19 protein-coding genes and 2 pseudogenes are annotated in these 20,559 nt (G+C 44.3%); 19 read left to right on the top strand and 2 right to left on the bottom strand.

What is annotated here, in order from left to right; translation table 11 throughout:
- Positions 1-8 precede the first annotated feature (8 nt).
- From FU659_RS21875 to FU659_RS21855, 5 genes and pseudogenes are all read left to right on the top strand, one after another.
- A pseudogene (locus FU659_RS21875) lies at positions 9-1,969 on the top strand (DHH family phosphoesterase).
- Positions 1,966-2,415, top strand: coding sequence for a 50S ribosomal protein L9 (gene rplI / locus FU659_RS21870; RefSeq protein ID WP_147949495.1), 450 nt, complete (start codon positions 1,966-1,968; stop codon positions 2,413-2,415). The pseudogene FU659_RS21875 and the gene rplI overlap by 4 nt, the downstream one beginning before the upstream one ends.
- Before the next feature lie 49 nt (positions 2,416-2,464).
- A complete protein-coding gene (gene dnaB, locus FU659_RS21865; protein ID WP_147949494.1) occupies positions 2,465-3,829 on the top strand; it encodes a replicative DNA helicase in 1,365 nt (454 codons plus the stop codon).
- Between the two features lie 461 nt (positions 3,830-4,290).
- Positions 4,291-5,577: an adenylosuccinate synthase gene (locus tag FU659_RS21860; RefSeq protein WP_147949493.1), complete on the top strand. Its 1,287-nt coding sequence runs from the start codon at positions 4,291-4,293 to the stop codon at positions 5,575-5,577.
- Between the two features lie 160 nt (positions 5,578-5,737).
- On the top strand, positions 5,738-6,319 hold the full coding sequence (locus FU659_RS21855; protein WP_147949492.1) for a hypothetical protein: 582 nt from the start codon (positions 5,738-5,740) through the stop codon (positions 6,317-6,319).
- Positions 6,320-6,401: 82 nt separating this feature from the next.
- On the opposite strand, the gene FU659_RS21850 is transcribed toward FU659_RS21855, so the two are convergent.
- Positions 6,402-6,671 carry a hypothetical protein gene (locus FU659_RS21850; protein ID WP_147949491.1) on the bottom strand — a complete coding sequence of 90 codons (270 nt, stop codon included), beginning with the start codon at positions 6,669-6,671 and terminating at the stop codon, positions 6,402-6,404.
- A gap of 275 nt (positions 6,672-6,946) precedes the next feature.
- Here FU659_RS21850 and FU659_RS21845 point away from each other — a divergent pair, with 275 nt between their 5' ends.
- From FU659_RS21845 to FU659_RS21820, 6 genes are all read left to right on the top strand, one after another.
- Entirely contained in the window at positions 6,947-8,491 is a 1,545-nt protein-coding gene (locus tag FU659_RS21845; protein WP_147949490.1) for a M23 family metallopeptidase, read from the top strand.
- A 127-nt stretch (positions 8,492-8,618) separates the two neighbouring features.
- Entirely contained in the window at positions 8,619-9,338 is a 720-nt protein-coding gene (gene yycF / locus FU659_RS21840) for a response regulator YycF (protein WP_029196128.1), read from the top strand.
- Between the two features lie 2 nt (positions 9,339-9,340).
- Positions 9,341-11,170, top strand: a complete 1,830-nt coding sequence (gene walK / locus FU659_RS21835; RefSeq protein ID WP_147949489.1) for a cell wall metabolism sensor histidine kinase WalK — start codon at positions 9,341-9,343, stop codon at positions 11,168-11,170.
- Entirely contained in the window at positions 11,167-12,459 is a 1,293-nt protein-coding gene (locus tag FU659_RS21830; RefSeq protein ID WP_147949488.1) for a YycH family regulatory protein, read from the top strand. The genes walK and FU659_RS21830 overlap by 4 nt, the downstream gene beginning before the upstream one ends.
- 30 nt (positions 12,460-12,489) lie before the next feature.
- The gene (yycI, locus tag FU659_RS21825; RefSeq protein ID WP_147949487.1) at positions 12,490-13,302 is read left to right on the top strand and encodes a two-component system regulatory protein YycI; all 813 of its coding nucleotides are present in this window, start codon (positions 12,490-12,492) and stop codon (positions 13,300-13,302) included.
- Positions 13,303-13,387: 85 nt separating this feature from the next.
- Complete coding sequence (locus FU659_RS21820) at positions 13,388-14,188, top strand: MBL fold metallo-hydrolase (RefSeq protein WP_147949486.1); 801 nt, start codon at positions 13,388-13,390, stop codon at positions 14,186-14,188.
- Here FU659_RS21820 and FU659_RS21815 read toward each other — a convergent pair.
- Positions 14,157-14,366 (bottom strand): hypothetical protein, encoded by a 210-nt coding sequence (locus FU659_RS21815; protein ID WP_147949485.1) that lies wholly within the window; start codon positions 14,364-14,366, stop codon positions 14,157-14,159. The genes FU659_RS21820 and FU659_RS21815 overlap by 32 nt on opposite strands.
- Positions 14,367-14,609: 243 nt before the next feature.
- Between FU659_RS21815 and FU659_RS21810 the strand changes: the two genes are divergently transcribed.
- The 8 genes and pseudogenes from FU659_RS21810 (at position 14,610) to FU659_RS21775 (ending at position 20,321) form a co-directional block, all read left to right on the top strand.
- On the top strand, positions 14,610-15,830 hold the full coding sequence (locus FU659_RS21810; RefSeq protein WP_147949484.1) for a S1C family serine protease: 1,221 nt from the start codon (positions 14,610-14,612) through the stop codon (positions 15,828-15,830).
- A 96-nt stretch (positions 15,831-15,926) separates the two neighbouring features.
- Positions 15,927-16,094, top strand: a complete 168-nt coding sequence (locus FU659_RS21805; protein WP_147949483.1) for a CxxH/CxxC protein — start codon at positions 15,927-15,929, stop codon at positions 16,092-16,094.
- Between the two features lie 80 nt (positions 16,095-16,174).
- Positions 16,175-16,653: pseudogene (gene rlmH, locus FU659_RS21800) on the top strand (23S rRNA (pseudouridine(1915)-N(3))-methyltransferase RlmH).
- 170 nt (positions 16,654-16,823) lie between these two features.
- Complete coding sequence (locus FU659_RS21795; RefSeq protein ID WP_261807960.1) at positions 16,824-17,492, top strand: hypothetical protein; 669 nt, start codon at positions 16,824-16,826, stop codon at positions 17,490-17,492.
- A gap of 202 nt (positions 17,493-17,694) precedes the next feature.
- Positions 17,695-17,832: a 23S rRNA (pseudouridine(1915)-N(3))-methyltransferase RlmH gene (locus FU659_RS21790; protein ID WP_147949481.1), complete on the top strand. Its 138-nt coding sequence runs from the start codon at positions 17,695-17,697 to the stop codon at positions 17,830-17,832.
- 145 nt (positions 17,833-17,977) lie between these two features.
- Positions 17,978-18,721: a hypothetical protein gene (locus FU659_RS21785; protein WP_147949480.1), complete on the top strand. Its 744-nt coding sequence runs from the start codon at positions 17,978-17,980 to the stop codon at positions 18,719-18,721.
- A 218-nt stretch (positions 18,722-18,939) separates the two neighbouring features.
- Entirely contained in the window at positions 18,940-19,680 is a 741-nt protein-coding gene (locus FU659_RS21780) for a Cthe_2314 family HEPN domain-containing protein (RefSeq protein ID WP_147949479.1), read from the top strand.
- 143 nt (positions 19,681-19,823) lie between these two features.
- Positions 19,824-20,321 carry a hypothetical protein gene (locus tag FU659_RS21775; protein ID WP_147949478.1) on the top strand — a complete coding sequence of 166 codons (498 nt, stop codon included), beginning with the start codon at positions 19,824-19,826 and terminating at the stop codon, positions 20,319-20,321.
- The last annotated feature ends 238 nt before the right edge of the window (positions 20,322-20,559 follow it).

The following is a 20,559-nucleotide window of genomic DNA, read 5'->3' as shown; positions in this document are numbered from 1 at the left end:
TAGTTCGAATGCCGAAGTTCCTTTTAAAGCGGTGGCACGGTCAACATATCGTGTGGATTTTCGTTCTGCTCATTTGCTTGACGGCAATTATTTATATGTTCAAATGGTGGCTAGGCGTAACGGCGTTCCTCCTGTGTGGACTGCTGGCTTATTATACGCTGCAAGCGGAGACGGCTTTTCGCCGAGAGCTGAATACGTATGTAGGAACGATTACCCATCGAGTGAAAAAAGCCGGCAATGAAGTGATGAGCGGTCTCCCTATCGGAATTGTCTTGTATAATGAAGAGAAGAAAATCGAATGGCATAATCCTTTTGTAGCGAAAATGCTTGAGCAGGATTCTGTCATTGGCGAGTCCATTTACGAGCACTTTCCAGATCTCAAAGTAAGAAAGACAAAACCGAGAAGATGGAACTCGCTGTAGGGAAGTTCATTTATCAAGTATGGATTCGTCCGGAAGAACGTTTGCTGTATTTCCGTGAGATTACCGAACAGGCGAACCTTGCGAAGAAATATGAAGACGAGAAGACAGCAATCGGCATCGTGATGATGGATAATCTCGAAGAAGCTACGCAGGGACTTGATGATCAAACGCGCAGTATTCTGCTGGCCAAGGTTACCGGTGAAATTACGGAATGGGCACAAAAAAATCAGCTGTATTTGCGCCGCACCTCTTCGGATCGATTCCTCATCCTAATGGATCAGAAAGGATTGCGACAGCTAGAGCAGTCCCGTTTTGAGATATTAGATGAGGTACGTGATCTAACCATTGAAAATAAGCTGCCATTGACACTTAGCATTGGAATTGCCTCTGGTGCTGAGCAGCTTATGGAGCTTGGTCAAATGGCCCAAATGGGACTAGACATGTCGCTAGGCCGCGGAGGCGACCAAGTGACAGTGAAAGTAGGCCAGCGGCTTTCCTTTTACGGGGGAAGAACGAATGCCGTAGAAAAGCGCACACGTGTAAGGGCGAGAGTGATTTCACATGCTTTGCGGGATTTGATGAAGGATAGCGATAAAGTGATCATTATGGGCCACCGTTTTCCGGACATGGATTCTATAGGCGCAGCTATTGGTGTCTTGAAAGCCGTACAAGTCGTCGGTAAAGAAGGCTACATCGTATTGGAAGGTGTGAACCCGTCGATCCAGAAAGTGATGGAAACGATCTCTTCGGACGAGCGCTTGCACCGCTGGTTCATTACTCCCGAACAAGCGATGCAAATTACGACCCAGCGTTCGCTTGCCGTTGTCGTGGATACGCACAAAGCTTCTATGGTGGCGGAACCCAAGCTTCTGCAGCTTACGCATAGGATCGTCATTGTCGACCACCATCGACGCAGCGAGGAGTTCATACATGACGCCACGCTAGTCTATATGGAGCCTTACGCGTCCTCTACGTGCGAGCTTGTAACTGAACTGCTCCAGTATATTAATGAGAAGCTGACAATGGAAGTGCTCGAAGCGACGATCCTGCTCGCAGGGATTGTCGTAGATACGAAGAGCTTTAGCCTTCGAACAGGAGCGAGAACGTTCGAAGCGGCATCCTATTTACGTCGAAACGGTGCTGATTCTTCGCTAATTCAGCGTTTGCTGAAGGAAGATTTGGATTCGTATATCGAACGAGCCGAAGTAATCAAGCACACAGAAACGATCTTCGAGCATGTTGCTTTGGCAGTTGCTGAGCCAAATCGCAAATATTCTCAGTTGATGATTGCGCAAGTAGCTGATACATTGTTGAATATGACGAATATTATGGCTTCTTTTGTCATCGGCGAACGACCGGATGGACTGATCGGGATCAGCGCCAGATCGTTAGGACAGATGAATGTCCAAATCGTGATGGAACGTCTGGGGGGAGGCGGTCATTTGACGAATGCCGCAACGCAGATGGATGGCACCTTAGAGGAAGCAACGAAACGATTGAAGCAAGTACTTAATGAAATGCAGGAAGAGGAGGGGCTTTTCGAATGAAAGTCATTTTATTGAAAGACGTAAAAGGCCAAGGTAAAAAAGGTGAGGTAAAAGAAGTATCTGAGGGTTACGCACAGAATTTTCTGATCGCGCAAGGGCTTGCCGCGCCAGCTACACAAGGTACGGTTAAGGTTTTGGATAATCAGAAGAAAGCTGAGCAGCGTCGCAAGGATCAAGAGAAAGCGGATGCGCAAGAGCTAGGCGCAAAGCTAGGAGAAATGACCGTTCAAATTAAGGCAAAAGCCGGTGAAGGCGGTCGTTTGTTCGGTGCGATTACCAGCAAACAAATCGCGGAAATTCTTGAGAAGCAGTATAAGATCGTTATCGATAAACGGAAAATTGTCCTTGAAGATCCGATTCGTACCCTTGGTGTCACGAAGCTCTCTGTGAAACTCCATAGCGAAGTAACAGCTAGCTTGAATGTACAAGTAACGGAAGAGAAGTAGTTGTTGCTAATTTGCAGGTTAAGGAAAAAAGGAAGGTGGGTACATCAGCATGAGCGGAGATAATATGTTTATGGATCGTGTACCCCCACAAAATATAGAAGCCGAGCAAGCTGTGCTCGGCGCTATTTTGATTCACGGCGATGCGTTGATTACCGCTATGGAGCGCATATCCAGTGATGATTTCTATCGCGGTGCGCATCAGCGCATCTTTGAAGCAATCGTGGAGCTTGCGGAAGACCAGGAACCGGTCGATCTGATCACCTTGACCTCCCTATTGCAGAACAAGCAGCAGCTTGAGGAGATCGGCGGCGTAACGTATCTCTCCGAATTGGCCAATGCCGTACCAACGGCAGCTAATATTGACTACTACGCGGCCATCGTGGAAGAGAAGTCGATGCTGCGTCGATTGATTCGCACAGCTACACAAATCGTCTCCAATGGCTATGCCAATGAAGATGATGTAGGTTCCATGCTCAGCGAGGCTGAAGCCAAGATCCTCGAGATTTCCCAGCGCCGCAGCTCAAGCGGCTTCGTCGTGATTCGCGATGTGCTCATGGAGGTATTCGAGAAGGTAGAGAAGCTCTACTCGAATAAAGGGGGATCTACGGGTATTCCTTCGGGATTCCTGGATCTCGACAAAATGACGTCCGGTTTCCAACGTTCGGATCTTGTCATTCTGGCTGCGCGGCCTTCTGTAGGTAAAACCGCGTTCGCTTTGAATGTCGCTCAGAATGTCGGTGTACGGGCGAAGGAAACGGTCGCCATCTTCTCTCTGGAGATGGGTGCAGCTCAGCTCGTACAGCGGATGATTTGCGCAGAAGCGAACGTTGACGCGAACCGTATGCGGACAGGCTATTTGGAAGGTGACGATTGGGAAAAGCTCACGATGGCCATTGGGGCTTTATCCGAAGCGAATATCTATATTGATGATTCACCATCGATTACGGTCGCCGATATTCGTGCAAAATGTCGACGTCTTCAGCAGGAAAAAGGACTCGGTATGATCCTTATCGACTACTTGCAGTTAATTGCCGGTCGCGGCAAAGGGGATAACCGACAGCAGGAGGTCTCTGAGATCTCCCGTACGCTCAAGCAGATTGCGCGTGAGCTGAATGTGCCGGTTATCGCGCTTTCCCAGCTCAGCCGGGGCGTTGAGCAGCGGCAGGACAAGCGTCCGATGATGTCTGACCTTCGGGAATCCGGATCCATCGAGCAAGATGCCGATATCGTAGCGTTCCTGTACCGGGATGATTACTACGATAAGGAATCGGAGAAGAAGAATATTATCGAAATTATTATTGCCAAACAGCGGAATGGGCCGGTTGGTACCGTCGAGTTGGCCTTCCTCAAGCAATTCAATAAGTTCGTGAATATGGATAGAAGTCATCAAGAAGCAGCAGCCGGTCAATATTGACGGCTGCTGCTTTTCATATACGGAAGGGTTGGATCAAATCCTAACTAACCGAATAGCTTGTGCAATATCCGAACAATTATACATAGGACTTTCTAATTGTTCGTTTTTCATTGACTTTGCTTACATGGACTGCTACACTAGAGACGGTGAAAAAACCTTTGTCGATCGTCTGCATTTAGCAAGGCAGCTTCGAGTGAAGGTCGTTTTTCATGCCGAAAGGTAGGTTCCTTCTTGCAGATCACTGCCGAATGAACCCTGTGTAATCCTTTGCGGTGAGTATGCCCTCTAATTCGGTTTTGAAGTTAAATGAATTACGAGTAGAGGTAGTTACATCGCCAAGAGGAAAGTCGAATGGACACAGAACGCTTTAGCGCTTTAATGAAGTCCAACTTTCCTTTGTGGTACTAAAGCCATAGCGGCTCATTATGGGTGACTCGTTCACCGTACGGAGGTAAGTGCACATGTCAACGGTTGTTGTTGTCGGTACGCAATGGGGAGATGAAGGTAAAGGTAAAATCACGGATTTCTTAGCAGAATCCGCTGAGGTTGTTGCTCGTTATCAAGGTGGTAACAACGCAGGCCATACGATTATTATCAGCGATAAGAAATACAAGCTGACGATGATTCCTTCCGGTATTTTTTATAAAGACAAAGCTTGTGTAATCGGGAATGGCATGGTGATTAATCCGGCTGCACTCATTGAAGAAATTAATTACATTCATGATAATGGTTTTACAACTACGAACCTGAATATTAGTGATCGCGCGCACGTCATTATGCCGTATCACTTGGTGTTGGATGGACTCGAAGAAGATCGTAAAGGCGATAGCAAAATTGGAACAACGCGCAAAGGGATCGGCCCTTGCTACATGGATAAAGCTGCCCGTAACGGGATCCGTATCGCTGATTTGATGGATGCTGAGGAGTTTGAACTCAAACTTAGACGTATCGTTGCTGAGAAAAATGTATTGATTGAACAAGTCTATGGTTCCAAAGGCTTGGATGTAGAGCCTATTCTTAAAGAGTATCTCGCGTATGCGGAGATTATTCGCCCTTATGTGACAGATACGTCTGTAGTCCTGAACCAATACATTGATCAAGGCCGCAGAGTGCTGTTTGAAGGCGCACAAGGCGTGATGCTGGACATCGACCAAGGTACATATCCGTATGTAACGTCGTCGAACCCGACAGCGGGTGGTGTATGTATCGGTTCCGGTGTGGGTCCAACAAAGATTCATAACATTATTGGCGTAGCCAAAGCGTACACGACACGTGTTGGCGATGGCCCGTTCCCTACGGAGCTGGATAATGAAATCGGAGCATGGATTCGCGAGAAAGGTTTTGAGTATGGGACCGTAACAGGCCGTCCACGCCGTGTAGGCTGGTTCGATAGTGTCGTTGTGCGTCATGCAAGACGTGTCAGCGGGATTACAGGTCTATCTCTGAACTCAATCGACGTTCTAACGGGTCTAGAAACCGTTAAGATTTGCACAGGGTATATGTACCGCGGTCAACTGATCGAGCATTACCCAGCAAGCTTGAAAGCTATCTCTGAGTGCGAAGCTGTGTATGAAGAGCTTCCGGGTTGGTCGGAAGATGTCACAGGGGCACGTTCTTTAAGCGATCTGCCTGAGAATGCCAGACATTATGTGGAGCGTGTGTCTCAACTGACGGGCATTCCAATAGCTATCTTCTCCGTTGGTCGTAATCGTGAGCAAACGAATCTTGTTCGCCCGATCTACGCTTAACATTTACTTAGCATCGATTTAATAAGCTATTTCAACGAGAAATCCTCTAGGCTGTTCCTTAGCTTAGCGGATTTCTTTTTGTTTATAGGGATTTAATGGCGCTGAATTCGTCAATACTGGAGGGGAAGCAGTTGATTAGACGGCAGGAGTGATAGAGAGAATGAAATTCATATCGTGGTTGGGTAAAATCGTTGTGAGTACCGTCCTAATAACCGCAATAGCGATGTTTACAACGTGGTATGTGGTGAATATGTACGTGGAGGATATATTTCGACAATACCAGATTCCGGCGTTGAATCAGAAAATCCAATTGAAGGATTTTGCGACAAGATTGGCCGACGAGTTGTTCGTTATGAAACCCAAAAATGGGGGAAAGCAGGCTGCACCAACAATGGCGCCTGTATCACCAAAGCCTGCTCCAAGTTCTAGCCCGTCCAGCGGCGAAACCAATAGCGGTAATTCAACCACTCAAGCCCCATCGGGATCAGCAGGAGCAAACGCAAAGGGAGCTTCCGAGGGCATCAAGGATGATGCTGTTGCCGTTATGGGTCGAGCGCATACCGATGCTGCGGAGCCAAAAAGGGAAATTGTCATGTCGACTGAACAATTCGCCAAGAAGAAAGAGGCTCTTTCCAGCGACGATAAGATGAAAATATTTCTCTTGTTATTGCCAAGCTCCCCCAAACTGAGGTTCAAAATTTATCGGCCATGCTGGAAAACGGGATCACAGCCGACGAATTAAAGAGTATCAATGAAACACTCAAAAAATACTTAAGTGAGAAGGAACTGCAACAGCTAATGGATATCATAGGCAAATATGAAGATTAAAATCCTTTATGGAGCTGCCCTCCATATTTAGTTATGGTATCTTCAGCTTGACGGTAGCGTGATTTCTCTACGCTCACGGAAAGTGAGAAAGTGGGCGTAATCGAATAGCTGTCTATGGATTGTAGAAAGGTTTCAGCTTGATAATTAACCAATAAGGTACCGCTATGATCAAAATTAATAGCAAGAACCCCCTGCAGCTGAAGCGCTTCAGCTGCTTGCTCCAGATCGTCCATGCTTGAGAATGTCGCGGCTAAATGCATTTCCATCCTGGTTATCTCCTTTCTTGATTTCATGTAAGATGTTTCGTCATTTCTCTTCGCTGTATAGCCCATTTTTTTGGTTTTTTGTACAAAAAATGGGTTTTTAGCCTCTTCTTTTGTCATAGACACGAATCTATCACAAGGATATCGAGTATTTTGTTGAAATTGGCAGAGAAAGTGTGGTAAATTTAACAAAAGAAAGACATCCGTTATGGATATTATGTCTAATCAAGGTTTATTTATGTATCTGTGGATGCAAAACCGTGCAAAGGGAGAAGATCATGACAGGTTTCAGGAGTATGCGCTTTGTCATGGATCTCATTGAGAGATTCAAGCCTAAGCGGGAAAGCTTGACCGGAAATGAATCAGACAAGCAGCAGCAGCAGGAAGAAACAACGACACCAACGACGCTGGCGGTAGTGAAACGACATAGATGGCCTCTAATTCTTGGAGTGGGCGCAATCGCTCTGACAGGGGTAATTACGTTTGCCGGACATCAATATGTAGAAGCAGGCATGGCTAATGTGTATCATGTGATGCTGGACGATCAAGAGATAGGTATCGTAAGCGATAATAAGATGATTGATGAATATAAGCAGCAAAGACCACAGCAAGTGCAACAGAAATTCCCAAATGTTCACGTAATATTGGAAACAAACGGAGTTACCTACAAGCCTGAAAGGGCTTACAATAAGAAAACCGATGATGCTGCCGTTCTTGCTTCACTTGATGAACTGTTAGTGCCGCAACCGGTAGGCGTTGAACTCAAGGTTGATGGCAAGACCGTCGCAATTGTGAAGGATCAACAGACAGCAAATGCGATTCTCGAACAGGTAAGCGCACCTTTTGCTCCTAAAGGCAAGGAAACCGCCAAGGTATCTGTGTTATCAGCCAGTATGGGCGAAGATATTACTACAGCACCATCAGAGCTCGAGAAAGTGGAGTTCGTTCAGAAAGTCGATACCAATGAGATTCCTATTGATCCCAATGAGTTGGCCAAGCCCGAGGATGTGGTCAAGAAGCTTCAGACGGGTGATGTTCAACCTGCCAAGTATACGGTTGTGGAGGGGGACTGTGTCTCCTGTATCGCTAAGAAATTAGGGGTTACGAAGCAATTTATTTATGATAAAAATCCCGGTATTCAAGATGATAAGCTGAAGATTGGCAATCAACTTGAAGTGACGGTTCTTAAACCAACCCTCTCAGTCAAAACAACGGAGCGAGTCATACAGAACCAGGAAATTCAATATGATACCGAGTATGTGAAGGATGATTCGCTTCGCGTCGGTGTTGTTCAACCCATTTCTGCTGGGAAAAACGGATTGAAGAAGGTAACCATCCAAGTGACCAAGGTCGATGGCTTAATGACCGAGGAGAAGCTTGTCAATGAAGATATTATTGATAAACCCGTAACAGCTAAAGTGAAAAAAGGAACCAAGGTCATTCTAGGCGAAGGAACAGGAAAATTCGCATGGCCGGTTGTGTCTCCAAGTATTTCAAGTACGTTTGGCGTGCGCTGGGGCAAGTTACATAAGGGTATTGATATTACAGGGAATAAGAACATTATGGCTGCTGATAATGGCAAAGTCATTGAAACCGGTTATAAATCGGATTACGGTAATTATATTATTATTAACCATCTCAACGGTTATGAAACTTTATATGGACATCTGAGCAAGATCACAACCTCCGAAGGAACGATTGTGGAGAAAGGTGATAAAATCGGTATTATGGGGAGTACAGGCGATTCTACCGGTGTGCACTTGCATTTAGAAATTCACAAAAACGGAAGTCTTGAAAATCCTTTGAAATATTTAAATCGCTAATAAAAACCATTGAGGCAAGGTCAGACCGGAGAGTTCGGGGACCTTGTCTCTTTTTGCTTGAATTTATGGTAAAATAGATGGAAGTATGTTGAAAATGGACTGATTTCTGAGGTAGGCGGTGGTAGGTTTGTTTGGCAAAATTCTCGTGGTGGATGACGAACAACCGATTGCAGATATTTTGAAATTTAATTTAGAAAAAGAAGGCTATCAAGTTATCTGTGCCTATGATGGCGGGAGCGCTGTAGAGCTTGCTTTCTCTGAGCAGCCCGATCTTATTTTATTGGATCTTATGCTGCCTGTGAAAGACGGGATGGATGTGTGTCGGGAGGTCCGTTCGAAGCTGAACACACCGATCATTATGCTCACAGCGAAAGATACAGAGCTGGATAAAGTTCTGGGTTTGGAAATGGGCGCTGATGACTATGTAACCAAGCCGTTCGGCACAAGAGAGCTGCTTGCACGCGTGAAAGCCCATCTGCGCAGGCAGACCAAAGCGCAATCGGCTCCGAGCGAATCGGATACGCAGCGCAATGGGATGCGTATTCATGCGCTGTTCATTGATAACGATATGTACATGGTGTATAAGGATGGTACGCCACTCGACTTGACCCATAGGGAATTCGAGCTTATTCAATATTTGGCCAAAAATTCAGGCAAAGTGATGACGCGTGAGCATCTGCTGCAAGCGGTGTGGGGCTTCGAATATTTCGGCGACGTGCGCACGGTCGATGTTACGATTAGACGCCTGCGTGAGAAACTGGAGACTGATCCGAGCCGTCCGGAATATATCATGACGCGCAGGGGGCTAGGGTACTTGATGCGGAGTCCCAAAGCCGGAGGCTTCTAAGCATGAAGGGCATTCGCTTCTTTCAATCGATTCAAGTGAAGCTGATTATTATTTATCTTTTGCTTATTCTAATCGCCATGCAGCTTATTGGCGTGTACTTTTATAAAACGGTAGAGACATATTTCAAAAATGATTTTTTAGCATCTAGAAACAGTCAGGTCACCCTGCTGGCCGGCTTCGTAGGTTCTTATTTAACCGGCGATCAAGACAGCAAGACTACCGCCGAAGGCAAGAAGACGTACGCGGATTTAAACGAATTCGTCAGTAATTTATTTTCCATTAACAATGCGGAAATTCAAATTATTGATGCCAACGGCAACGTGATCAGCACGTCAGTTCCGAGTCATCTGAAGCAGAAGAATACGCAGCCGGAAGTCATTAGGGCGCTCCAGGGCATCAAGGATAATCAGCGTATATTTACGGATGAAGATGGCTATCGGAAGGTGATTATCGCCAAACCGGTTGGCAGCGGTGTACGTGTCCTTGGGGCGGTTTATATTATCGCTTCGATGGAAGATGTTTATAAGACCATTGGATCGATCAATCGCATCCTGATCTCCGGCACGTTGATTGCTTTGGGGTTAACAGCGATACTGGGTGTTCTTCTCACCAGTACGATTACGAATCCGATCAAAGAGATTACGAAGCAAGCAACGGCTGTTGCGGAGGGGAACTTCGATCAACAGCTAGTCATTCAAGGTACGGATGAGATTGGGCAGCTGGGACATACGTTTAATTTTATGATGAATAGGCTGAAAGAAGCGCTCTATCTGAACGAAGAAGAGAAAGAGAAATTGGCCTCGATCTTGACGAATATGAATGATGGAGTTATTGCAACAGATGACAGAGGAAATGTCATTGTCCTCAACCGTAGAGCGAAGCAAATTCTACAGACAGAAGAGGAAACAACCCTCGGACGGGAAATATCGGAGGTACTGGGTATTCCCATGGATGCCATTCGCGGCTTCATCCAAGGGCAAGTGAATACGACCCTGCTGGACATTGAGCTGCCTGATGACGAAGAGCAGCTGTCCGTGCGCATCACATTCACGCCGATTCACCGCCGGGGCGAGGGACAGAATGGCATTATTGCTGTGCTGCAGGACGTAACGGATCAGGAGAAGCTGGAGCAAGCGAGGCGTGAATTCGTAGCCAACGTATCGCATGAGCTGCGCACGCCGTTGACGACAATTAAGAGCTATCTCGAAGCGCTCGATGATGGAGCCATGGAGGAACCTCAGCTTGCTTCGCGCTTCATTAGCGTTACGCGCAGTGAAACGGAGCGGATGATTCGCTTGGTGACGGATCTTTTGCATCTATCGAGGCTCGACTCGAAGCAATCAATGATGAGTAAATCGCCAACCTCTGTGAGCGAGATGCTGGATGAGGTGGCAGATCGGTTCTCGTTCCAGCTTAAGCAGCGTAAAATTCGCATTTTGATCCAGGTCGAACAGGGTGTGCCCAGTTTATTATTGGATCGGGACAAAATTGATCAAGTACTGGATAATCTCGTGTCGAATGCGATCAAATATACGGGTGATGAAGGCGCTATCCGTTTAGAGGCTCGGAGGAACGAAAAGGATATGCTTGAAATTTCGGTGAAGGATAACGGTATCGGGATTCCGAAGAAAGATTTGTCCCGTATCTTTGATCGGTTCTATCGGGTTGATAAAGCACGTTCTCGGAATATGGGGGGTACAGGGTTAGGTCTTTCCATTGCCCGGGAAATAGTGAAAGCTCATGGAGGGTCCATCAGTTTAGATTCGGAGCTGGGACAAGGCACTTGCGTCATGTTTACACTACCCATACAGCAAGGGGAGGACATGGTATGATAGAGAGTTTCAAATCGATCTTTCTTGTCGTCCTCATTGGGGTGAGCTTATATCAAAGCTTTCTCCTTGCTTCCTATAATCCGCCAAAAGGTGAACCGATTCAGCAAAGCAACTATGTACAGGCAGAGACGACACCAGGGAAGCAGCTGGAGCTGCAGGAAATGGTATTTCCCGATCAAATTATTGTGCATTTGGGTAATCAGCAGCATTCCGTTCTGTATCCCGGCAATTACTACTACACAAGATTGCTGGACAATATTAAACAGCGTAGCTTCAAAGGATTCCGCAAAACGACGATGTATTTGGTTAATGTAAACTGGGAAGAAGTTCGGACCAAGCAGCAAGGGGTTGAAATTCGCTTCCGTGACGGTATTCCGTTCACCGTGCTGCAGCAGCAGCTTCGTATTGAAGGTGAGCTCCCCGCTGATAATGATAAAATTACGAAAATCTGGATTTTCTCCAAAGGGAATAACGAAGATGTTCGTGCGTTCTTTTTTACAGATTCTCCGAGTGTGGGCTATGAAGTTATCGGTGCCGATTTTACAAGTAAAGACGTGGAGAATTTCGCAGCCTTCGGCGATTTGACGAACCTATATAAAACAACGAATAACGGCGATTATTATTTGCCGATCAAGCCCCTTCGGATTCCGACGTATGTATTTAATTACAGTCTGTTGACGGCCGATCAACTGAAACAAAGTCTGTTCGTAGACCCAGGGATTGCTCGTAATCTCAAAGAGCGCGATGGCTCTGAAATTTATACGGATAGTAAGCGTGGGTTTCAACTTAATCGTGATCAGCGTTGGATCACTTATTCAGATCCTGTCGCGTCGGTTGAAAGTAAAAGCGAAGTCTTGGATGATTTGCAGGCGGGCATTAAATTTATTAATCAACATATTGGTTGGGACGGTAAATATTATGTTGCGCGAACGCCGCAAAAGCAGTCTTTTGACAATCATACGTTCACGTTCCGTGAGTACTATGAGTCGCTGCCTATTATTACGAATCAGCCTGAGGGTTTTGGTTCCATGAAGATGCAGGTACAAAAAGGGGTTATTTCCGGGTTCGAGCGGTCGATGGTCATCCCGGATATGAAGACCGTACAGAGGCGAGATTCAGAGTTGATATCAGGTGATACGCTCGAAGAGCGCTTGCAGTATTATCAGCGACGAACGAGTATCGTTTCTATTTTCCCAGCGTATCGTCCGATTATTTCGGATAAAAACGTCACCTTGGTGGTCACGTGGGCTTTGGAGCTTCGGGATGGCACGTTTGATTTTATGGAATGACATACATGTAGAGGAAAGGGGGGTGAGCTGATGAATTGGAGCCGGGCCAAAACGATTTTGATATGTTCTTTCTTGCTGCTTAATCTGATTCTCGGATTCCAGCTTTGGTCCACCAACCGTTCCAATATGACGGAGATTGCTTCGGATACTTCGGGTACGCTTGAAGAGCTGAATCGAATTCTGCACAGCAAAAATATCCGGTTAGCCGATGATTTGCCAACAGATCTACCGAAGCTGAAGGTTATTACGGTCAAATTCGATGATAGTATTAAGCCAGGCGAGCTGAAGAAGCTGAAAACGCCGCTTAGCCCAAATGCCATTTTGGGTAAGGGGGCTAGTAAAGACATACAATCACAGTCCGAGATTCCGCACTTCGAGCTCTATCAGCTGGATTCGGTAACGAGTAAAGATGGTGTCAGTGACTTCTTATTCGATCAGTTGTATGGCAAACTTCCTTTGTTCGATGTAAACGTGGTGCTGAAAGAGCAAAATGGAGAAATTACCAGTTACCGTCAAGCCTACGGTGAAGTAGAATCAGGAGTAGAGCAGGCAGAGCAGAAGCTGATTCCCGCTCAGTTGGCAGTACGCAGCCTAGTGGACAATTATTTGAGCGAAGGCTCGATTATTACGGAAGTCAAATTAGGCTATCACGGACAACCCTACAATTCCCAAACGCAGCCTATGTTTCCACACTGGCGAATTACGATCGATAACGGAGATATTTATTATTTGCAGGCTTTTAATGGTGCTGTGGAATCTCCGCAAAAAGGATCGGATATGGTCCCATTTGGAACACAGGATGAGAGTAAGAAAGCAGAAGATACTGGTAATAAAAGTAAATAAAGCGTGTAAAGCAATCATCAATATTAAAAATGAGTAAAAGAGCAGCTAAAGCGACAAACAAGGTATGTATAGAGGAGTAAGGAATATGGGTATGAGATTTACGGTGCTATCGAGCGGTTCAACAGGCAATGCAACCGTTATCGATAACGGTGAGGTCAAGCTGCTTGTAGATGTAGGGTTCAGCGCCAAAAAGATGGAACTGTTAATGAAAGAACGTGAACTCGCGGCGAGCAGTATTGATGCTATTCTGGTTACGCACGAGCACTCGGATCATATTAAAGGGCTGGGCGCATTCGCTCGTAAATATGACCTGCCCATTTATGCCAATGAGAAGACATGGGAAGAGCTGGACCGGCAAATCGGTGTCATTGTAGAAGGAAACAAAAGAGTGATGTCTACAGGGGAGATCGAAGATTTCGGGACACTGCGTGTGGAATCGTTCGGTATTTCGCATGATGCTGCGGAGCCGGTTGGTTATTGCTTTTATGAAGGGGAACAAAAGTTAAGTGTCGTCACAGATCTTGGTTATATGAGCGAGAAGGTGAAAGAGAAAATTGCAGACTCGGATGCTATGGTGCTGGAGACCAATCATGATGTGGATATGCTTCGCGTAGGGCATTATCCTTGGAGTATTAAGCGTCGTATTCTCGGAGACAAGGGTCACTTATCCAACGAAGCTGCAGGGGAAGCGCTCTGTGATGTGATGACCAGCAAGACCAAATCCGTCTATATGGCACATCTTAGCCGTGATCATAATTTAATGGATTTGGCCAGGCTGACGGTGAATAACATAATACAAGAGCGTGCCCCCGAGTCTAAGCAGATACGACTGATGGATACGTATTTTGACCGACCTACGAAATGGGATGTATTGGGCTCGGAGTGAGCGCCGCATCGAGTTCCTTGGATTTGAGCTGAAGCTCTTGTGCCGTAATTAGGCCTTTATCGATCAGCACTTGGATGAGAGATGAAAGGACCAGGGATTGGTGATAGTGACTATCCTTGAGATCAGCGAGCTTACCAATCATATTGATTTCGTCAAAATGGGAAGGAATTCGGTTCATCGCGCATTCTCCTTTTTCTGTGTATATGTAAAGTTTCAGTTCACTCTAGTAATTCGTTAAGAGATTTGGTTTACTATTATTGTAGGCAAGAAACGTACGAAACATTCCTATTATTTTCAAAAAGAGAAAAGAGCGTTACCGTTGGGCTGTTGGCAAAGGACTTGGATACCACCAAAGCAACATAATGGATGTTTGCGAGGGATTTCCTTTGGCCATACCCCCGTCAGCGAGGAGGGATCCGGTATGAGTTTGTTTGATGATGATTTTTATTCGACCAAAACTTCAAGGAAGCGCGAGCGCCCTTGGCGTCCAAAAGGGTCAACTCCCTTCACAAGCTTTGCGGATCGTAGACGGAACGTCGCCCTTGTAGCTGGGGTAGGGGGAGCATTGATCATGCTCTTGCTAGTATGGATGGTAGGCGGTATCGGGAAGAGTAGTACAGGGGCGTCCCTTGCTGTCCCGGCATCGGTAGCCAAAGCGGACGTGCATCCGATGAACAATAATGATTCTGTTGTAGCCGCTACGGAGAAAATTAAACCGACTGTGGTCAGTGTGATTTCTGCGAAAAAAGATGATAAGGGTCAAGAGACGGGAATTGGCATTGGCTCCGGAGTCATCTTCGGGCGCAGTGGCGATAAAGTGCGAATCGTGACCAATAACCATGTTGTCGAAAGCGGGAACCAATTCGAAATCGTCAATTTCCAAGGGGAACATCGCAAAGCAACCCTAATCGGCCGCGATCGTATTACGGACTTAGCCGTTCTGGAAGCAGACGGTAAAGATATTAAAGCGCTTGCCGAATTCGGCGATTCCGATATTTTAAGAGCGGGAGAGACAGCGATAGCCGTAGGCAACCCACTAGGATTAGGGTTCTCTCCAACCGTGACGCAAGGTATTATCTCTTCGCCGAAGCGAACCATACCTGTCTCGCTATCACGTGATGGTGGCGATTACGACTGGGAAATGGATGTCATCCAAACCGATGCGGCCATTAACCAAGGGAATAGCGGGGGACCGCTAGTCAATATCGAAGGCAAGGTCATCGGGATTAATTCGATGAAAATTTCGGATACAGGTGTGGAAGGGTTAGGGTTTGCCATTCCGATCAACAGTGTGAAGCCGATTATTGATAGCTTGATTAAGGATCATAAAGTGAAACGTCCGTTAATGGGGGTTTCCACGCAGGAGCTGCAAGCTTTTAAAGGGACGGATGTATTAAAGCTCCCTGCAGATGTGAAAACTGGAGTTATCGTCTTTGATGTATCCGGACCTGCCAAAGACGCAGGCCTGAAGCCGCAGGATGTGATCGTTCAGTTAGACGATCGTAAGATCGACAGTACGATTGCCCTGAGGAAATATTTGTACAATGAGAAGCACATCGGTGATAAAGTGAACGTGGTCTACTATCGCGGCGGAAAGAAATTGAACGTGGTGGTCACGTTGGTGGAAGCGTCGGATAAGTGATGCGGGTCAAACCAAATAGGGGATTTCACGAAGAGCTTAACAGGAACAATAGAAGTCATCGAGATTTGAGAAACATGGCGGATGAGAGGTACTTGCATGCATGTAGTTTGTAAAGATCATTTGGAAATTGCGATTGACGAGTTCGTGGATGAGTACGAGGAAGCTCCTGACATTGTGGATTTACAGAAGACTCACTTCGCCAATTGGGAAGCACCTACGCACTGTGAACACTGCAAGGAGTTAGCGCGATTTCTAGTTGTATGAGGAAGGCGGAGGCCTTCCTTTTTTGTTTGGAATCGGAGCGGGATGAAGAGAATTAAGGACATGCAAAAGGGGGATCGGTTATGCATATACAGATATTAACCGTAGGGAAATTGAAAGAACGCTATCTCGTAGATGGGATCGCGGAATATGTGAAACGCCTTGGGCCTTATGCCAAGGTGCAGATGATTGAGGTGCCAGATGAGAAGGCACCCGAGAACATGAGCCCTGCTGAGGAGCAGCAGGTGCGCGTGAAAGAGGGCGAGCGGCTGTTGGCCAAGCTCAGCCCGGACGTGTACGTCGTGGCGCTGGCCATCGACGGCGAGATGTGGTCCAGCGAGCAGCTTGCGGCCTCGCTGGATAAGCTGGCCACCTACGGGCGCAGCCAGGTGGCCTTCGTCATCGGCGGCTCGCTCGGACTGTCGAGCGAGCTGCTGCGCAGGGCGGATATGCGGCTGTCTTTTGGCCGCATGACGCTGCCGCACCAGCTGATGCGGCTGGTGCTGGTGGAGCAGATTTATCGCGCGATGCGGATAAATCGGGGGAACCGTATCACAAGTAACGGCGAAATTTTGGGCTGAGAAGGCTACAGAATGAGAAGTGGTTGCTGGGTCTTGGAGCTTGCGTACAAGAGATGGGACCCTTATTATCTATCCAGCAGGACAATCGACAATTTTCTCCTTATTTATGGTATAATTAGCCAATATATTCTGGCTGATTTGGAGTGATAAGATGATTTGTAGGAAATGTAGTGGGGAAATTAAAGAGGATTTTAGTTTCTGCCCATATTGCCAAGAGCCAGTTAATCAAAGAGACGGTTTTAATACAATAAATGCAGGTCACGATAATGTTAACATCGGACTGGGTATTAACAGTAAGCAAGAGTTTTACATTGATAACCGAATTGTTGCTCCTAGTCCAGCAAATGAATTAATTGTAGATTATGAGGATCTCCCTGATAGAAAAGTTTGGGGTGGAGTTAAGGGGTATAAGTTAAAATTTGAAGTCTCAGGGGCGTTATCGGTAATTTCGGCAGTTATAACGATAGTCACTTATTTTATTCGAGAAAATAGTTTTGTTCTTTTCTTGCTGATGGCTACATTTGGGTTGGCAGCATATGCACTCGATTCACGTAATAAACATAGGAAGTTAATGAACGATGGTGTGTATAAAGAAAATAATCGACCTATTCTATTTGAAGATGATGAAGAAAATGTTTATTCAATAAAGAAGTATGGCTTTTGCCCGATTTGTGATGGAAGAGTAAATATTATCCAGGACGAGAGATTTAAACGAAAAGTCGGTAAATGTGAAAATAATAGCGATCATCTTTATAGTTACGATCATACAATTAACAAGGGTTTTCCTCTTGAAGTTGTTGAGTTTTACTCACACAAATAAAATTACTATATGCGCTAAACTTAGATGCCTATATTTAGAATAAGTCGTGGGGCTTTTCCTGATAAAGGAAAAGCCCCTTCCGCCATGTTGTCAGCGGAAGGGGCTACGCCTAAAAAATGCTCCTCCGTCTCCTTGTTGAAGGCGAACTCAACGCTGCCGACGCGCTTGCTATCGTCAAGCGTGATTCTGTTGAAATGGGAAATTGCTCGCCGTCCTATCCAGCGCCGACAAGAAGCTCTCCTTCGGCCGTACGACCTATCCGCACCAAGTGCTGCGGGTTCTGCTGCTGGAGCAGGTGTATCGGGCGATTAGATTAATCGGGGGACAGTGCCAGAAGTGACGGCGAAAAATTGGGGTATAGAAAGTTCGGTTCGCCATACATTCACCCTGTTCCTACCCGTTGTGATGAAAGATAATTTACATAGAGATATGGCTAGTAGATTTCGGATTAATAATTCATTACATTGCCCAAGGGGGATAAATTGGTGATAAATGTAAAAGAACGCTTTTATAATAGATCAAAGGAAATTTCATTTCTTGATCATTTAGATGATAGAGATGATGTGTTTTGGCAAGCACTAAATTATCTGTCAATGTTTAATGAGGAAAAGTTCAAAGAAGAAGATGCTTATTTCCAACATGCTCGACACTTTATAACTGCAAGATTAATAAATCATATACTAGCTACTTACCAATTACTAAAAATGGGATTAGAGGACGAGAGTTTGATTATGCTAAGACAAGCATTAGAACTGTCTTGGTTACTAAAATATTTCATTAATAATCCTGACAGTGTGAACGATTGGGTTATAAAAAAGAAATTGGAGATTACACCCAAGGAAAGAAGAATGGCAATTGATAACAATTCTAATTCAAGAGAAATATATTCTGATTTAAGTAAAATTGTTCATTCGAATAGCAATTCATTCTGGGGTTCTTGCATCGGAGGAATGCACAATTCGTGGGTTACGGATAGATTGTTTGGACATTTGCTAATACTAATAAATAATATTGTTGAATATTTTGAAGAAATTGTATTTCTGTTCGATATTAGTATAAGTAATAGTGAACTTATTAAGAAGAAAGAAGTAACAATAAATAATATTGGATGTTCAATTTATGAGACAAGTTTTCTTCTTGACCCTGATAGCACTATTAATAAGTTAAAAGAACTAGGAGAAGATGACGTTATTAAGTATTTAGAAGATAGTTATGAAATAATTGAGTAATGCTTGAAGGCTTATTCAAGAAGCCGATTCTCCGTATAACACTGTGTTCAAGCTGCGGGCTACGACCTTGGTCTGCAAGAAGGATTTCGGGGAAGCGGTTTCAGCAGACAACCTCTGCGAGGCTAAGTCTTCCGACCCGGCGTAGACGCGCTTAAGTCTCTCAGGTTCGTGAATACAGTAACGTTAGCTGAAATTCATGTCAAGAAAGAAGTGATTAAATGATACATGATCATTTGGAGTATCCTTCAAAAGCTCAATGGATTGAAATCGAAAAAAAATCAAAAATTGCACAGTTACACCTAGATGTAAAGAAACTAAAAACAAGTGATATTTTTGCTTTTATTACAAACGAAGAATTGTCAAGTTGGATTAGATTATTTAATAACAGGCTAGGTCAGTCTAGAATGAGTTATATATTCTTCATGCATTACTATAATAAAGGAATACCTGATGATGAATGGTTTATAGTGAAAGATCAATCGATTCAATATTTCCCACACTTTAACAAGGAAACATTCTATTATAAATCTATATTTGATTACTATATTGATAACTTTTACTATAAATTTTTCTCTGCTTGGGATACTATGTATCATATTATCAATGTATATTATCAATTTAATATAGAGACAGGTAATCGATTTAATTCGAATGTTATGAAGAACCTCTTGAAAATAGATAATAACCTATATAAAGTAGTTGAACAAACAAATAAATCTGAACCCTTCACCTTATCTAGAACTTTACGGAATGATATAACTCATAATTTTGCCCCGAATGACATCAGCTCAGGTGTTATAAAAGAGAATGAAGAATTCAAAAATAATATGTCAATTATGAAGGTTAGTTTTGGAGTAGGCCATTATACACATGCTAGTGTTTTCACTAATAACATTAATGGAATAATAGAAAATTTTTTACCACTGCTTCAAGAACTAAAGAATAAACTTGAAAGCTAATCATAGGTGACATCAACTTGACCAAAAACCGTATTCACGTTGTCGACCATACGGTCTTAGGTCTGCTTTATGCATTTCAGGAATGTGGGTGCATGCAGGAAAGACCGTTAAATAATATTTAAAAGACGAAAGAAGGTGAAACGTTGAATCTTGATAATTGGTTAGCCGTTGTTTTTGATACGTCTAAATATAAAATAAAAGCAGAAATTACAAAAGTAATTATGGATCATAATGAAAGAGGAGTACTCTTAAGTAGTTTCGCAGGTACAAGTTGTATTAAGGTTGGATTTAATGCATTAACTTTAGAAATAAATGAAGTTTTCACTAAATTATCTGAATTAAAATATTTTAATATGAAAGATTTAAAATTTGTATATTTGAAAGTGTATGACTTTATTGAAAATCAAAGAAATGAAATTATTGAACAAACTGAAATAACAAATTATACACCGGAAATTAATTTTATAGATCGATACTTGAATGAATGCCGTGCACACTTAGAATTGAGAACAGAAGTATATAAGCAAATAATAATGGAAAGAAAGAGAAAATTCTATTGGGATTTTTTTAAAATCATTATAAGTGCAGTAATTGGTGGATTAATTGGAGGTTATATAAGTAAGTACATTTTTCTAAAGTAGTCTGACGATGAATAAACCACAAGCACCACCGTAAAACTCGCCGAGGCTATTAGGGTACAGAGAAGCTCTCACAAAAATCTATATGCTAACATTAATTTTCCCACGCTTCATTTTACGTTGTTCTATACCACAACAAACTGCTTCCTCGCTATCTACTATTGGTTTGTTAAATTGAAAACCAGACGATACTTCTAGTAAGTTGAAGCGGAGGTATGGTTTATGGAAGAATATGAGAACG

This window comes from Paenibacillus sp. N3.4, from assembly GCF_008017805.1.
Taxonomy (GTDB): Bacteria; Bacillota; Bacilli; order Paenibacillales; family NBRC-103111; genus Paenibacillus_E.
The sequence above is the reverse complement of the archived record's forward strand: the minus strand, read 5'-3'. Positions and strand labels throughout refer to the sequence as shown.